Raw genomic sequence first — 14,409 nt, 5'->3', positions numbered from 1 at the left:
ACCGATTAACGACCCTGCCCCAGTTGCCGGATGTCCTTTACCTCCAGCACCCGCTTATCATACCCCCTCAGCGTGACGTTGATCATAGCTCGGCCAAGTTCCTGCAAGGTGCTGACGTAATTCCCGGCAACGGCTTTGAAGACCGGGTACAGCCACGACAGATAGGCGTAATAGGGTTTGGTATTTTTCAATCCTGGCGTTGGATGCAGATACCCCGGCCGGAACATATAGGCCGCTTTGAACGGTAACGCCATCAGGTGGTTCTCCGTTTTGCCTTTCACCCGTGCCCACATGGAGTTGCCCTGTTCGGTGCCGTCGGTGCCCGCACCCGATACGTAACAAAATGTCATCTCCGGGTTCAGCCGGGCCAGTGTCTGCGCGACATGCATCGTCAGGTCGTAGGTCAGGCGGTTAAACTCCGGTTCTTTCATGCCGACGGAGGACACGCCCAGGCAGAAATAACAGGCGTTGTAGCCAGTCAGTTGAGTTTCTATAGGCGACATGTTGTAAAAGTCTTTATGAATGATCTCTTGCAGCTTAGGGTGAGATACCCCGCCCGGCTTCCGGTTGATGACCAGTACCTGTTCGACATCCGGATGCTGCAGGCATTCGTGCAGGACGCCCTCGCCGACCATGCCGGTAGCGCCGGTAATAATGGCTCTGATTTTCATAGTTATTCTGGACTAACCGTTTCCTTCGGCTTCCGAATATATGTATCTTTCGCTATTTCCAACCCTGCCCATGCCTACCCGAAGAATATTTCTGAAAACAGCCGCAGCCGGACTGTCGCTTGTTCCTACCTGTGTGGCGGTTGCCGGTAATCTCAGCTCGGATACAAATCCGAAAAAGCCCGGCCACATCAAGCTCAGTTGCAATCTCTATTCCTTTAATGAGCCGCTGACTACCGGTCAGATGACACTCGAACAGGTGCTTAAATTCTGCGCTGACCTGGGTTTTGACGCCGTTGACCCGACGGCGTACTACTTCCCCAACTACCCCACCCTACCCGCCGACAGCTACGTCTATGACATTAAGCGGAAGGCGTTCCAACTGGGACTCGACATCAGCGGAACCGGCGTACGCAATGACTTCACGCTATCCGATCCGACTCAGCGAAAAGCCCAGATTGATCTTGTCAAAAACTGGATCGGGTTTGCCGCCCGCTTTGGTGCGCCAAACCTGCGGGTATTCTCGGGCAAAGCCTTAACGGCCGGGCAAAATCGCGAAGAAGTGACCAACCGGGTAGCCAGCGCACTCCGCGAATGCACCGAGTACGGCGCGCAGTATGGGGTAATGCTTGCGCTACAAAACCACGCCGACTTTATCGAAACCGCCGACCATGTGCTGCAAATCCTTAAGATGGTTAATTCTGAATGGCTGGCGGTCAACCTCGATATCGGCAGTTTCCGGATTGGTGATCCGTACGCCCAGATTGCGCAACTGGCACCCTATGCCGCTACCTGGCAGATCAAAGAGAATCTGTACGTCGACGGCAGGGAAGTTGAGACAGACCTGAATAAAATTGTCCGGATCGTACGCGACTCCGGCTACCGGGGCTACCTGCCCATTGAAACGCTTGGCAAAGGCGATCCCCGCGTAAAGGTGCCTGATTTTCTGGAGAAGGTCAGAAAGGCGCTGGCCGTAGCGGGTTAAGCAACCCTTCATTAACTGTTGTCATATGCCCCCGTTAACGAAACGTGATTTTCTGAAAACCCTAGCCGGTACTACCGGTTTGACGATGATATCCCCGATTTCTCTGGAAAAAGCGTTAGCCAACGTAGCTACCTTAACGCCGGCCGAACTGGCCAGGGACGAACCGTTCTGGCGGCAGGTCCGGTCGGCCTACACCATTACCGATGAGTTTATTCACCTCGAAAACGGCTACTACTTGCTGGCCGCGCAGGAGGTACTCGACCAATACCAGCAGCACATCCGCCGGATCAACGCGGTGTCATCGTATTACATGCGTACCCGGCAATTTGACGATAAGCTCGCTTCGCGAAAGCAATTAGCCGATCTGCTGGGTTGCCTCCCGGAGGAGGTCATCATTACCCGCAATACCACCGAGTCGCTGGATACCGTGATCGCCGGCATCGACTGGAAGCCGGGCGACGAAGCCGTAATGGCCGAGCAGGACTATGGGGCCATGCTCGATATGTTTAAGCTCCAGGCACGCCGGCATGGCATGATCAACCGCCTAATCTCCATACCCAACCATCCTCAATCCGACGAAGCGATTGTCAGTCTGTACGAAAGGGCTATTACGCCGAAAACGCGGCTGCTAATGGTGTGCCACATGGTAAACATTACAGGCCAGATTATGCCAGTCAGGAAAATTGTTAACATGGCACACCGGCACAACGTAGCGGTGCTGGTGGACGGGGCTCACGCGTTCGGACACCTGGCCTTCAGCATTGCCGACCTGGGCGGATGCGACTACTACGGTACCAGTCTGCACAAATGGCTCGGGGCTCCACTAGGCGCAGGACTGTTATACGTTCGTAACGATAAAATTCAGCCGCTCTGGCCCCTATTCGGCGAATCGGGATTTGCCGATGACGACATCCGTAAGCTGAACCATACCGGCACCCATCCGGTGGCTACAGATCTGGCCATTCAGGATGCGATTCGCTTTCACCAGCAAATCGGCATCGCCCGCAAAGAAGCCCGGCTACGCTACCTTCAACGCTACTGGACCGATCAGGTTCGGAACCACCCCAACATCATCCTGAACACCCCCGCCGATCCGGCCCGCTCCTGCGCCATTGCCAATGTAGGTGTCAACAACATAAAACCGGCTGACCTGGCCAAACGCCTGTTCGACCAGTACCGGATCTTTACAGTCGCCATCGACTACGCCAACGTACAAGGCGTACGCGTCACTCCGCACCTGTTTACTACCACGCAGGAACTGGATACGTTCGTGAAGGCGTTACGGACGATTGCCGGCTGAGGAAAAGCACGGTCTTCATAAACAACTAACGTTTAACACTGTTAGATTAAAGCTAATTGATTGTTTATGAGCAGGGCTTTTTTGAAAAATGAATCGGCAGATGACCCCGTCTTCATTCCGGCACGGGCTCCGCTGCCGCCGGGCACGCCCAACTATGTTACCCCCAGAGGGCTGTCTCTGCTACGGGCGGAGCTCACCGAACTGGAATCGGAACGCAGCCGCGTTCAGGCTGACGAAAATGACGAAACCGAACGATCACGGCAGATCAGCCTGTTGAATGGCCGCATCGCCAAACTCAACGAACGGATTGCCAGTGCCAGAGTGGTGGAACCACACAGTCAGCCGCACGATGAAGTGCGTTTTGGTGCCACGGTTACCCTTCGACCCCGTAGCGGAAAATATTCGGGTCGTGCGGGCACGCAGGCAGAGCGCCAATTAACGATTGTCGGCGTCGACGAAGCGGATCTGGCACAAGGTCTCATTGCCTTTACGGCACCCGTTGCCCGAGCCATGCAGGGAAAGAAGGTTGGGGATCTGATCACCCTGCCCTCCGTGCAGGGCGAAGGGGTGCTGGAAATAGTTGGTATTGCCTATGATTCAGGCTAAAACCAGAAACCCCGGCGTCTGCCGGGGTTTCTGACAATGCGTTTACCTAAGCTGATAACCATGCCACTGCATTTGGAAACGGAACCGATTACATCGTCGGAATGGCGATGCCGGTATACATCAGGCTTTTGTTGTACTTGGCAAGGGTGGTGGCTTTTCCCGTCTCCAGATCGATGGTAAACAGGGTTGATTTCTTGTTAACTTCGTACAGGGCCAGCGCCACTCCACCACTGGAAGAAATATCAAAACCACCCTCGCCCACTACTTTCAGGCCCAGCGAACCAACTTCCACAAGCGTGCCATCATTGGGCGGCATCTGCTTAAAAAGCTTCTGGCTGGCAACGTCAATATTATACAGGGTTGTGGTTGTCGCCCCAGCCATATTGTTGGTGTAAGCAACGGCGGAGATCCGGGCTCCGGCCTGGCCGTTAATCATTCCGTCGACGACTGCCACCGCGCCGGTTATTGGATTTACCCGGAGGTTCTGCCCCTGATCGGTTACGATTCGGATGCGGTCAACGGTGGGGTTAAAATCAAAGCCAGCCACATTGCCCATCAGCGAAGGCGTAAAGGGGCCCGGCCCAACCATAGTAGCCATTCCGGTTTCTGTGTTGATGGTATAGAGCCGGCTGGTACTCCCCAGGCCGTATAGCTGCCCGGTAGCCGGCCGAAAATCAATACCAAGTATTGTTTCACCCATTTGCAGGCCGGAAATCGTTACTGACTGGAGCAGCATTTCGGGATTTTTTGTCGAGTATTTATCCAGTTGGATGCCACCAGCCAGGGCGTAAAAGGTAATGTCGCCAAATCCCTTCCTGGCGTTAGCCGTCGATAAGACTTCGGGTTTACTAGGCACGAGTGCGTCGTTCTGGCAGGCTGCCAGCGTGGTAAGCAGGAGGGCAAAGGCCACAGCCTTCAATGGATTGACGATACCTTTCATAACTAACAATTGTTGAGGTGAAAAACGTTGTTACGCCCTTACCTACGGAATAGCGCTCCATCCGGATTGCTGGAACTTAGCAACTGCACCTGAATCGTGTAAATTCTTTCTACGGGTATAAAAACAACGAGGCCGGCATACCTAAATGCCAGCCTCGCCTTATCGTTATTTTACAATTACTTTTTGTCCTGCGTCAGCTCTTTTTCATTGTAGCTTAGCCCGTACTGCTTCAGCACATCGGCGGGTACGCCATCCCACTGGTTGGGGGTATTTCCCAAATAACCAATGTCTTTAATGCCCATGGGGCTGGTATAAAAGCCGGTGAGCACAAATCCCCGCAGCCGGTTAAAGAACGCGACGCCCTGACTCATCTCGGGCTTAGCCAGTTCGGGATACGCAATAGCATCGACAACCTCGATCTGTTGCGCTTTGGTGGTCTGCGCAAAAGGCTTCCCGTACTTTTTGGTGCAGTAGTTGTCCAGCCAGCGCAAGCCACCGCGCATAGGCGTCTGATTGGCCGGTACGTCTTTCATCATAAATTCGATGAAGGCGGGTACTCCGGCCTGCGACGCGCTGCCCGATTTACTGTCGGCCGGAATAATAATGTCCGACAGCACCGTAATGGTCTGTAGTTCCTGCGGGGTGAAGAACTTCTGCTTCATCAGCTCCGCATCGCGAATGGCTTCAAACTTCTGCCGACCGCCCGGTATTTTTATCGGGGTTTCGGGGGGCGCAGGCACAGCTGCTTCGGCCGGCATAACCGCCAGCCCCAGTGAACTCAACGAAATGGCTTTAAGGGTGTCTCTGCGTTTCATAGCTTAAATATTTTTCTGCTTAACTTGATCAATGAGGTAATCGGAGGTGCGCATGGAGCAGGCCAGGATGGTCCAGGTTACGTTTTTGTCACCCTGCGACGGGAAGGCAGCGGCATCCACCACAAACAGGTTCTTCACGTCATGGGCCTGCTGGAACGAGTTCAGGGCCGAGTTCTTCGGGTTGCTACCCATCCGGGCAGTGCCCACCTCGTGAATAATGCGGCCGGGGGCTTCCAGTCCGTAGTTGTTTTCCGCACCGGGTTTGTTACCCAGCGCAATACCGCCCATGGCGTGGATGATCTCCTCGAAGGTATCCTGCATGTGCTTGGCCTGCTTCACCTCGGCCTCCGACCACTTGTAGTTGAAGCGCAGCGTCGGAATCCCGTACTTATCCACGTTATTCGGGTCAATTTCGCAGTAGTTGCTTTCCAGAGGTACCGGTTCACCGCGACCAGCCATGCCGACAAAGGCACCATAGTACCGCCGGATATCATCTTTCATGCTGGCACCGTAACCACCAGCGGGACGCTTTTTGCCATCACGACCGGGAATCATGCCGTTCAGGCCGGCGACTCCGCCCATGAAACCGTAGCCGGGCATACCCATACCCCCGGAATATTCAATGTGGTACCCACGGGGGAAATCGAGTTTCTTATTGTCGAGCCACCAGGGCGTAAAGACGTGCATACCGCCAACACCGTCTTCGTTGTACCGCTTGCGGTCCATCAGGGTCGGGATGAACGCCGAACGGGACGCCCCGGTCGAGTCATTCAGGTATTTACCGATTACCCCGCTGGAGTTGGCTAACCCATTCGGGAAGCGCGATGATTTGGAGTTGAGCAGCAGCCGCGCCGTTTCGCAGGTACTGGCGGCCAGCACGACCACCTTAGCCTGCACCGTTTTTTCCTGCAGCGATTCGGTATCGACGTACGACACACCAGTAGTGAGACCCGTGTTGGCATCGGTCATCACCTCGCGGGCCATGGCATTGGTAATCAGGGTAACGTGGCCGCTCTGCAATGCCGGTTTCACCAGCACCGACGAAGACGAGAAGTCGGCGTAGGCCGAACAGCCCCGACCACACTGGCTGCAGTAGAAACACTGACCACGCTCTTTGTTGATGGGCTTGGTCAGAATGGACAATCGCGACGGGATGACCGGGATACCGATGCCCGTGGCGGCTTTCCGGATCATCAGCTCGTGCAGACGCGGTTTTGGAGCCGGCAAAAAAACTCCGTCCGGTTCGTTACGGATGCCTTCCTTGGAGCCAAACACCCCAATGAGCCGGTCAACCTTATCGTAGTACGGAGACACATCGTCGTAGCCGATGGGCCAGTCTTCGCCGATACCGGTCATCGAACGGCGCTTGAAATCATCGGGCCCGAAGCGCAGCGAAATACGGCCCCAGTGGTTAGTCCGGCCACCCAGCATCCGCGAGCGGAACCAGTGAAACTCGGTACCCTGGGCCGCCGTATAGGGCTCGCCCTCAATCTGCCAGCCTCCCCAAGCGGCATCAAAATCACCAAAGGCACGCGTTGTACCGGCTCCGCGCCGGGGTGACTCGTACGGCCATTTCAACTGGGTGATGTATTTTGGATCGGCAGGGTCATAGTACCCACCCGCTTCCAGCAGAACAACGTTGGCACCGGCTTTGGACAGCTGATAGGCCGCCATGCCGCCACCAGCCCCGGAGCCCACGATGCAGACATCGTATACTTTCGGAGCCTTTTTTATCTGAAATAAATCCATGTAGATAGGGTTAGAGAAGAGTAAAGTCTTCTTCAGCTTGTCATATAAAGCCAATTTATACGCATTTATACTATAGATCTGCCACTTTTAGCGTAGCCAAATGCATAATCAGTAACTCTACTACTACAATTCTCTGAAAATCGACCGTTTACAAACTCACCTTTGGGTACAAGGATGATTCCTTCGTAGTATTAGCCAGTCAAAACCCCAGTCTATCTGTTCCGTGAAATCATCCAGAACCCCGCTTTTAAACCTTCTCCGGCAAGCCTATCGGCTGGCAGTGGCCGCCAACCAATCCGAAAATCCGCCCGCTGACGAACTGATCGACCAATGGCGTGACCACCAGTCGCGTCGTCATTTTCTGCGCTCGGCGGGTCAGCTGACCCTGCTGGCCGGCGGCCTCGGTACCCTCGAAGCCTGCCGTCCCGATGTACTTGACCCGGCCCGGCCCCAGAACCGCGACCGCTCGGCCCGCCGGAACGACCAGCCGGTTGTGGCCATCATCGGAGCCGGTATTGCCGGACTCAATGCCGCGCATACGTTCCGGAAAAACAACTTTACTAACTTCACCATCTACGAAGGATCGGCACGGACTGGTGGCCGGATGTACACCGCCAAAAACATCATGGCTCCCGGTCTGACCACTGAATTGGGCGGTGAATTCATCGACAGCGGCCACCGCGATATGCTTCAGTTGGCACAGGAGTTTGGGCTGTCGCTGCTGGACACGCAGGCCCCGTCGGAGATGGCGCTCATCAAAGATGCCTTCTATTTTGGTGGTAACCACTATACGCTGAGCCAGGTAGTAGCAGCCTTCCGGCAGATTGCTCCGCAACTGGAGAAGGATATTAAAAGCCTGCCACCAGTCGTTGATTACCGCACCAAAGGCGTAGCGCAGACCCTGGACCAGTTATCGATCTCGGATTACCTGACCAGCATCGGGGCCGGTGGATGGCTGAAAGACCTGCTGGAAGTAGCCTACGAAACGGAGTTTGGTCTGTCATGCAGCGTGCAGTCTTCCATCAACCTGCTGTACCTGATTTCGGCCGATACCCGGAAAGGGCAATTTGACATTTTTGGTATCAGCGATGAACGCTACAAGATTGCCGGGGGTAATCAGCAGATCGTCGACCGGCTGGCGGCCTTGTACGAGAGCCATATCGAACTGAGCCGAATCCTGACCACCATTGATCCGGCCGGCACCAAACTGGCGCTTACCTTTGACGACGGCTCGGTGGTGCAGGCGGATTACGCCCTGATTACCCTTCCCTTCACCAAACTCAGGGAAGTCAGTATCAATGTCTCCCTGGAACCGGTAAAACAGCAATGTATTCAGGAGTTGGGATACGGCACCAACGCCAAACTGATGATGGGCTTCAGCGGACATCCCTGGCGAAGCGGGGGCTATACCGGCTATGTCTTTACCGACAATGGGGTACAGACCGGCTGGGACAACAGCCAGAGGCAGGGTATTCCGGGTGCCGGTGGCTATACGGTGTACCTGGGCGGGCAACGGGGCGTTGAGGTTGGTCAGGGAACGCCTGAACACCAGAAAGACATTTACCTGCCCCTGCTGAACCAGATCTTCAATGGCTCGCAGGTACTTTACAACGGTAATGTGCAGCGTTTCCACTGGCCGACGCATCCGTTCACCAAAGCCAGCTACGCCTGTTATACGGTAGGACAGTGGACGAGTATTAGCGGTGCCGAAATCGAGCCAGCCGGTCGGCTGTTCTTTGCCGGTGAACATTGCAGCTTCGAGTTCCAGGGCTATATGAACGGCGGTGCCGAAACCGGCCGGCGGGCGGCCCGGCAGATGCTGCGCTATGTAGCGGCTACCTCAGCCCGCCCAGTTTAGGAGGATTTTCGTACCATTTTCAATTCGACTTTATCCACACCATGAACCAACTAAAGTACGCGGTGCTTTTTGCACTTTCCTTTTTCGTGGCCCAGCCTGTTTTTTCGAGTGCCTCTTCGTCGTCCAGTCAGGAGGCCACAGTTGCCCGTCAGGCCGATACAGCACCCAAAGCGGCTGTTGCTTCTTCGGAAGAAAAAGCGGCTGCAGAGAAGACAGGAAAAGTCAGGAAAAAGAGGAAAGCGCAGGGCAGGCAAATTGAAATCTTCGCTATATCGGCGCTGGTGTTAAGCATCGCTGGCGCTTTTTCCTTTTATTACATCGCCGGTCTGGTCTTTAGTCTGCTGGCGGCCATAGCGGGTTTAATCAGTTTAGTGCGAATCCGGGAGAACCGGGACAAATATGCCGGCAAAGGGTTCGCTATCGCCGGCTTGATAATAGGTGTTTTGGGCGTGGCTTCGTTTGTGATTTACGGCTTGTCGAACGGACGGTTTTATTGATCGTTTGTTTTTGCAACGCAGCCAGTTTCCGCTCCAGCAGTTGCTTCTCAGCCTGTGAAGTAGTCAGCCGGATGGCCTGCTGCAAAATTCATGGGCGAGCGGATGATAAGCATGTACTTGTCCATAATTGCAGATTGATTGAAGGATGACATGATTTTGTTTTTGCCACTAAGACGAACTCGCCTTTAAAAACCGGACAACGTCCTGAAAATTTCTGCGTTTTTTTCGCCGGGCGTTCAGACCAGTTACAGGGTTGGCAACAGATGAAAAACAATTGAGGTGTATCTTTGCGGTATGGCACAATTAGGCAATGACCTGCAGGCGGCAAAACAATTATTGGAACAGGGAGAAGTCGTGGGTATTCCCACCGAAACAGTATACGGGCTGGCCGGTAACGCCTTCAACCCGGATGCGGTCCTTAAAATCTTTACGGTAAAAAACCGCCCCGCGTTTGACCCCCTGATTGTGCATACCGACTCCCTAACGAAGGTAAGTCAGTTTGTGGATGAAATTCCGGAGCCAGCCCGCAAACTGGCGGAGAAGTTCTGGCCCGGTCCGCTCACCTTGCTGCTGCCGAAGAAGCCAGTGATTCCAGAGCTGGTTACCTCGGGACTAAGCACGGTGGCGGTGCGTATTCCCAACCACCCGCTCACGCTGGCGCTGCTCCGGTCGCTGGACTTTCCGCTGGCCGCGCCCAGTGCCAACCCTTTCGGCTACATCAGCCCTACCACGGCCCAGCACGTAGTAAACCAGTTGGGTGACCAGATTCCTTATGTCCTGGACGGCGGGCCGTGTCAGATCGGCCTTGAATCAACCATCATCGGTTTCACCGACAAGCACCACCCCATTGTTTACCGGCTGGGCGGTATGGCGTTGGAAACCATTGAAGCGGTAGTGGGACCGCTCACGGTCCGCAGCCACTCGACGTCTAACCCGAAAGCGCCGGGTATGCTCAGCAGCCACTACGCGCCCCGAAAACCGCTGGTGCTGATGCCGACCCACTATGCCGCCGTCGACCCCGAAATGAGTGATGTCGGTGCCCTAGCCTTTCAGAGACCCATCGAAAACATTCCGTCCGACCGGCAATTAGTCCTCTCCCCAACCGGCGACCTGACCGAAGCCGCCCGGAATCTCTTTGCCTACCTCCGCCAGCTCGACCAGCTCGACGTCGACATCATCTACGCCGAAAAGCTCCCCGACGAAGGCCTCGGCCGCGCCATCAACGACCGGCTCCGGCGGGCTGCCGTGCGGTGAGTAGCCCGATGGCCTGTCCATCGGGTTCCCCTATCTTCCGTACATTGACGATCGCTGGTGGCAGACATTCCGACTCCACTGACTGTTGGGCGGTTTGCTGGTCTGAGACGGTTACGCCAGTTTCTGACTAAAAAAGTCGATGGTGCGCTTCCAGGCCAGATCGGCGGCCGCTTTGTCGAACCGCGGGGTGGTATCGTTCAGAAAACCGTGGTTGGCATCCGGATAGATGTACGCCGTGTATTCTTTACCGTGCTTCTTTAGCGCAGCTTCATACGCCGGCCAGCCTTCATTCACGCGGGTATCCAGCCCGGCATAGTGTAACTGCAGGGGAGCCTTAATTTTAGGAACGTCATCGATGGGCGGCTGCCCGCCATAAAACGGTACCGATGCCGCTAAATCGGGAACGCGTACGGCCATCAGATTGGCAATGGCTCCTCCAAAGCAAAAACCGACAACGCCCACCTTACCATTACTGGCTTTATGAACCTTCAGGTAATCGAAGGCAGCGATAAAATCTTCCAGCATTTCATCCCGGCTCCGTTTGCTTTGCATGGCACGGCCTTCGTCGTCACTACCAGGATAGCCGCCCAGGGGGGTCAGCGCATCCGGTGCTATGGTAACAAATCCGGCCAGGGCCGCCCGGCGGGCCACATCGGCAATGTGCGGATTAAGGCCCCGGTTTTCATGAACCACCACAATGCCGCCAAGTCTCTTTTTGGCATCGGCGGGCATGGCCAACTGGGCTTTGATGGTACCCCCTCCTTTGGAAGACGGATAACTGATGGTTTCCGTTTTCAATCGGGGATCATCGGTTTTAACCTGAATGGTGCCTTTATAATCAGGCATCAGAAAGCTCATCAGAGAGGCTACGGTAATACCGCCCACAGCATAGGCCGAGAGCTTCTGCGCAAAGTCCCGCCGGTCAATGCGGTTGTGGGCGTAGTCATCGTAGAGGTCAAAGACTTCCTGCTTAACGTCTTCTTTTTTAATTTCTTTCATGGTCGTTTGTCGTAGGTACGCTAATCGAACGGAATCCGGGTATTTGGTTTATGCAGTAAACGGGCTTGTCCCACTAAATCTACTCAGTTTTACATAACGGTGAAACGACCCGCCAGCCATAAGGTGAGAAGCAAGCAGGCTGCTGCGGCTTTACTTTTCAGACGAAAGGGCCCTGGTAATCTGATCGAGGTGGTTCTGATTATGCCAAGCTACCTTATCAAATTCGTCTTTGAGGGTGCGCAGACCAGTCTGGCTGTGGACAAACTCGTTACTACCCAGCTGCTCGTAAAACGAGTCGGCAAGATAAATAATGGCGTTTCGGTTGGCCCGGAACAGATCACGACTCAGATTCAGCGGAAACAACTCATAGGCCAGCGCTGCTGCCCATAAATCCTGATCAAAGGCCCAGATAACCTGCTTCGGCTCGGCAATTATGCGCCTGATACGCTCATGCAACACGCTTTCGGCATCGGCCAGGTGGACCAGAATCTGGCGGATAGTCCATTTGCCGGGCGCATATGTCCTGGCCAGATCGGCTTCAGGCAGATCAAAACAGGCGAGAGTCTGATCGCGGGTGGTGGTGAGATCGGTTAGTAAGGTCATGGTTACTATTGGTTATCGGTTTGTCTTCCTCCAGCGTTGTCGGGTACGTGAAATCTCTTCTCCGGTTTACGTTGGCAATGCCTACGACTATGGATTTGGGTATTCGGTTGACCCAGGGAAAGGTGTTAAACTGAACCAGCCCGACGACGTGGATAAAATCTTCGTCGGCCGAGCCATCGAGTAAGTAGATGACTGGATACCGGGTGGTGTCGTCTTTGTTGTACCCCTCCGGCAGGTATATGTTCAGCGTTCGTTTTTCGGCTAATTGAGTGGATTGTATCTCGTCAATGATCCCCAGCACAAATGGTTTGGCAGCTTTTTTGGCCATTGGTTTAGTTGTCTGACCAATAACGGGAATGGCAAAGAAAACCAGAAGGAGTATGCAAACAGGAGTTCTCATCATGATTCAGGTGTCAGCGCTGCTCTGTTCAGTTGGTAAACGGCACAAAGATCGTCGTTAAACTGCCGTTCCTCCACAAACCGGAAGCCCAGACGCTCATAAAACCGTCGAGCGTTGACATTGGTAACCAACGGGTCAAGCAGAATAGCCGACACATTTTTATCCCTGAAGCAACGGTCAATGGCTAGCTGCATCATCCGGGTCCCGTATCCTTTACCCAGGTCCTGTGCTTCCCCAATCCAGATGTCAATTGCCCGGAGGTTTGCCGGTACATCACCCCAGTAGTGGGAATCTTCCAGCGCCGGATCGATGATCTGGATAAAGCCGATGGGTCTGCCGTCCAGTTCGGCAATTAACTGTTCCCGCCAGGGCGGTTGCCGGTTCAGTTCAACCCCCCAGGCCCAGTCGTCATTTGGATCAGAGGCCACCGTATGCGGCTGCTCATCCCAATGTCTCAGCAGTGGCAGGTCCTGAATGGTGGCCGGGCGGAGGGTAATGCGCTGGTGAGCCATGGTCTATCAACAAAGAGGTGGTGTATGAACTGGCGCGGCTGGGTCCGTCGGTGAAGGTTTTCGTAATCCAGGCTATTTAAAACGCTGCCCCGTTACTGAAAAACCAGGCAGGTGGGCTTCGATACAGAAAACCCCTCATTGAGCAGCGTCAGCTTACCGGTGTCGGCATTTACGGAGAACACCGAAATGGTATCGGTTCCCATATTCGCCACCAGCAGGAACCGGCCGCTGGGGTCCAGGTTAAAATCGCGTGGCGTGTGGATGGTCTGTGTCTGCGCGTCTACCTGCGTCAACGTACCGTCGGACCCGATGCGAAACGCGGTGATGCCGTTATACCCCCGGTTGGATACGTACACGAACCGACCGTTGGGATGCAGCCGCACAGCCGCAGCGGTGTTCTTTTCCTTAAAGTCGGGCGGTAACGTCGCTACAGTCTGAATCGTACGGAGTACACCTTTCTTATCGAGGCTAAGTACCGACAGCGTCGCATCCAGTTCGTTGATCACAAACACAAACTTACCGGAAGGGTGAACGGCCAGGTGCCGGGGCCCGGAACCAGCCGTAGTTGAAAAATAGGGCTGGACCGGATTGGGCTGCACGGTACCCCGGCGGACATCTACCGCATAGTTCATGATCCGGTCGGTACCCAGGTCGGTGACAAACAGGTAGTGGCCGTCCGCACTCGGCAGGGCACAGTGGGCATGCGCTTTATCCTGGCGGGGTTTGCTTGGCCCATCGCCGGTATAAGTCTCAACAAACGTGGCGGGTTGCAGCTGTCCATCGCCGGTGATCGGAAAGGCCGCTGCGCTGCCCCCGGTGTAGTTGGCGACAAAGGCCATGCGTCCCGACGGATGAACCGAGACGTAACAGGGGTTCGCTCCCTGTGAAGACTGCCGGTTAACCAGCGACAGTTTGCCGTTCGAGTTTACCTGAAAGCCTACAATTTCGTTGGTCTGCGTGACAGCGTACAGGTGTTTCCCATCTGGCGACAGGCTCAGGTAACCGGGGCCTTTAAGCGACCCGGTGGTATCCAGTTGCGTAATGCGCCCGGTTGTCCGGTCCAGTTCGCAGTAGGTAATGAGCGAGGTTGGCCCCGGTGTAAGCGAGCCAATAAAAAACCGGGGATTGGGCTGGGCCTGCAGCAGGGTAACGGCAAAGAGAAAAATAAAAGAGACGGGTAACGTTCTCATGGGTAGTCCAGGTTGTCAGTGGGATTGCGGGAG

Annotated in this window: 15 protein-coding genes; 6 read left to right on the top strand and 9 right to left on the bottom strand. The window is 54.9% G+C overall.

From position 1 onward, the window contains the following. Positions 1-5 precede the first annotated feature (5 nt). Entirely contained in the window at positions 6-671 is a 666-nt protein-coding gene (locus ABD949_RS23405; protein WP_345247533.1) for an NAD-dependent epimerase/dehydratase family protein, read from the bottom strand. Between the two features lie 70 nt (positions 672-741). Here ABD949_RS23405 and ABD949_RS23400 point away from each other — a divergent pair, with 70 nt between their 5' ends. From ABD949_RS23400 to ABD949_RS23390, 3 genes are all read left to right on the top strand, one after another. Further along, the gene (locus ABD949_RS23400) at positions 742-1,653 is read left to right on the top strand and encodes a sugar phosphate isomerase/epimerase family protein (protein ID WP_345247531.1); all 912 of its coding nucleotides are present in this window, start codon (positions 742-744) and stop codon (positions 1,651-1,653) included. Positions 1,654-1,738: 85 nt separating this feature from the next. Next, positions 1,739-2,953, top strand: a complete 1,215-nt coding sequence (locus tag ABD949_RS23395) for an aminotransferase class V-fold PLP-dependent enzyme (RefSeq protein ID WP_345247529.1) — start codon at positions 1,739-1,741, stop codon at positions 2,951-2,953. 66 nt (positions 2,954-3,019) lie between these two features. After that, a complete protein-coding gene (locus tag ABD949_RS23390; protein WP_345247528.1) occupies positions 3,020-3,559 on the top strand; it encodes a GreA/GreB family elongation factor in 540 nt (179 codons plus the stop codon). An 88-nt stretch (positions 3,560-3,647) separates the two neighbouring features. Here the strand turns inward: ABD949_RS23390 and ABD949_RS23385 are convergent, their stop codons facing one another. The 3 genes from ABD949_RS23385 to ABD949_RS23375 form a co-directional block, all read right to left on the bottom strand. Beyond that, positions 3,648-4,499: a DUF4394 domain-containing protein gene (locus ABD949_RS23385; RefSeq protein ID WP_345247526.1), complete on the bottom strand. Its 852-nt coding sequence runs from the start codon at positions 4,497-4,499 to the stop codon at positions 3,648-3,650. Between the two features lie 176 nt (positions 4,500-4,675). Then, entirely contained in the window at positions 4,676-5,314 is a 639-nt protein-coding gene (locus tag ABD949_RS23380) for a gluconate 2-dehydrogenase subunit 3 family protein (protein ID WP_345247524.1), read from the bottom strand. Between the two features lie 3 nt (positions 5,315-5,317). Next, positions 5,318-7,063 carry a GMC oxidoreductase gene (locus ABD949_RS23375; RefSeq protein WP_345247522.1) on the bottom strand — a complete coding sequence of 582 codons (1,746 nt, stop codon included), beginning with the start codon at positions 7,061-7,063 and terminating at the stop codon, positions 5,318-5,320. Positions 7,064-7,286: 223 nt separating this feature from the next. Between ABD949_RS23375 and ABD949_RS23370 the strand changes: the two genes are divergently transcribed. The 3 genes from ABD949_RS23370 to ABD949_RS23360 all read left to right on the top strand — a co-directional run bounded on the left by ABD949_RS23370 (position 7,287) and on the right by ABD949_RS23360 (position 10,672). Next, positions 7,287-8,921 carry a flavin monoamine oxidase family protein gene (locus tag ABD949_RS23370; protein ID WP_345247520.1) on the top strand — a complete coding sequence of 545 codons (1,635 nt, stop codon included), beginning with the start codon at positions 7,287-7,289 and terminating at the stop codon, positions 8,919-8,921. 41 nt (positions 8,922-8,962) lie between these two features. Further along, positions 8,963-9,418 (top strand): DUF4190 domain-containing protein, encoded by a 456-nt coding sequence (locus ABD949_RS23365; RefSeq protein WP_345247518.1) that lies wholly within the window; start codon positions 8,963-8,965, stop codon positions 9,416-9,418. 294 nt (positions 9,419-9,712) lie between these two features. Next, positions 9,713-10,672: an L-threonylcarbamoyladenylate synthase gene (locus tag ABD949_RS23360; RefSeq protein WP_345247516.1), complete on the top strand. Its 960-nt coding sequence runs from the start codon at positions 9,713-9,715 to the stop codon at positions 10,670-10,672. A gap of 111 nt (positions 10,673-10,783) precedes the next feature. Here the strand turns inward: ABD949_RS23360 and ABD949_RS23355 are convergent, their stop codons facing one another. The 5 genes from ABD949_RS23355 to ABD949_RS23335 form a co-directional block, all read right to left on the bottom strand. Next, entirely contained in the window at positions 10,784-11,671 is an 888-nt protein-coding gene (locus tag ABD949_RS23355) for a dienelactone hydrolase family protein (RefSeq protein ID WP_345247514.1), read from the bottom strand. Positions 11,672-11,821: 150 nt separating this feature from the next. After that, positions 11,822-12,274, bottom strand: a complete 453-nt coding sequence (locus ABD949_RS23350) for a DinB family protein (RefSeq protein ID WP_345247512.1) — start codon at positions 12,272-12,274, stop codon at positions 11,822-11,824. Beyond that, complete coding sequence (locus tag ABD949_RS23345; protein ID WP_345247510.1) at positions 12,219-12,602, bottom strand: alpha/beta hydrolase-fold protein; 384 nt, start codon at positions 12,600-12,602, stop codon at positions 12,219-12,221. Before ABD949_RS23345 ends, ABD949_RS23350 begins: the two co-directional genes overlap by 56 nt. A gap of 71 nt (positions 12,603-12,673) precedes the next feature. Next, a complete protein-coding gene (locus tag ABD949_RS23340) occupies positions 12,674-13,186 on the bottom strand; it encodes a GNAT family N-acetyltransferase (protein WP_345247508.1) in 513 nt (170 codons plus the stop codon). Positions 13,187-13,278: 92 nt separating this feature from the next. Beyond that, a complete protein-coding gene (locus ABD949_RS23335; RefSeq protein WP_345247506.1) occupies positions 13,279-14,376 on the bottom strand; it encodes a lactonase family protein in 1,098 nt (365 codons plus the stop codon). Between the last annotated feature and the right edge of the window lie 33 nt (positions 14,377-14,409).

The organism is Nibrella saemangeumensis (assembly GCF_039541915.1).
GTDB lineage: Bacteria > Bacteroidota > Bacteroidia > Cytophagales > Spirosomataceae > Nibrella > Nibrella saemangeumensis.
Note: the sequence above shows the minus strand (reverse complement) of the source record. Positions and strands in the feature narration are given on the sequence as shown.

What these genes read in the sequence shown, in the direction of transcription:
- ABD949_RS23365 (WP_345247518.1), top strand. Translation starts at nt 8,963, where the DNA reads ATGAACCAACTAAAGTACGCGGTGCTTTTTGCACTTTCCTTTTTCGTG.
- ABD949_RS23360 (WP_345247516.1), top strand. Translation starts at nt 9,713, where the DNA reads ATGGCACAATTAGGCAATGACCTGCAGGCGGCAAAACAATTATTGGAA.
- ABD949_RS23340 (WP_345247508.1), bottom strand. Translation starts at nt 13,186, where the DNA reads ATGGCTCACCAGCGCATTACCCTCCGCCCGGCCACCATTCAGGACCTG.
- ABD949_RS23355 (WP_345247514.1), bottom strand. Translation starts at nt 11,671, where the DNA reads ATGAAAGAAATTAAAAAAGAAGACGTTAAGCAGGAAGTCTTTGACCTC.
- ABD949_RS23405 (WP_345247533.1), bottom strand. Translation starts at nt 671, where the DNA reads ATGAAAATCAGAGCCATTATTACCGGCGCTACCGGCATGGTCGGCGAG.
- ABD949_RS23375 (WP_345247522.1), bottom strand. Translation starts at nt 7,063, where the DNA reads ATGGATTTATTTCAGATAAAAAAGGCTCCGAAAGTATACGATGTCTGC.
- ABD949_RS23350 (WP_345247512.1), bottom strand. Translation starts at nt 12,274, where the DNA reads ATGACCTTACTAACCGATCTCACCACCACCCGCGATCAGACTCTCGCC.
- ABD949_RS23385 (WP_345247526.1), bottom strand. Translation starts at nt 4,499, where the DNA reads ATGAAAGGTATCGTCAATCCATTGAAGGCTGTGGCCTTTGCCCTCCTG.
- ABD949_RS23380 (WP_345247524.1), bottom strand. Translation starts at nt 5,314, where the DNA reads ATGAAACGCAGAGACACCCTTAAAGCCATTTCGTTGAGTTCACTGGGG.
- ABD949_RS23335 (WP_345247506.1), bottom strand. Translation starts at nt 14,376, where the DNA reads ATGAGAACGTTACCCGTCTCTTTTATTTTTCTCTTTGCCGTTACCCTG.
- ABD949_RS23345 (WP_345247510.1), bottom strand. Translation starts at nt 12,602, where the DNA reads ATGGCCAAAAAAGCTGCCAAACCATTTGTGCTGGGGATCATTGACGAG.
- ABD949_RS23395 (WP_345247529.1), top strand. Translation starts at nt 1,739, where the DNA reads ATGATATCCCCGATTTCTCTGGAAAAAGCGTTAGCCAACGTAGCTACC.
- ABD949_RS23400 (WP_345247531.1), top strand. Translation starts at nt 742, where the DNA reads ATGCCTACCCGAAGAATATTTCTGAAAACAGCCGCAGCCGGACTGTCG.
- ABD949_RS23390 (WP_345247528.1), top strand. Translation starts at nt 3,020, where the DNA reads ATGAGCAGGGCTTTTTTGAAAAATGAATCGGCAGATGACCCCGTCTTC.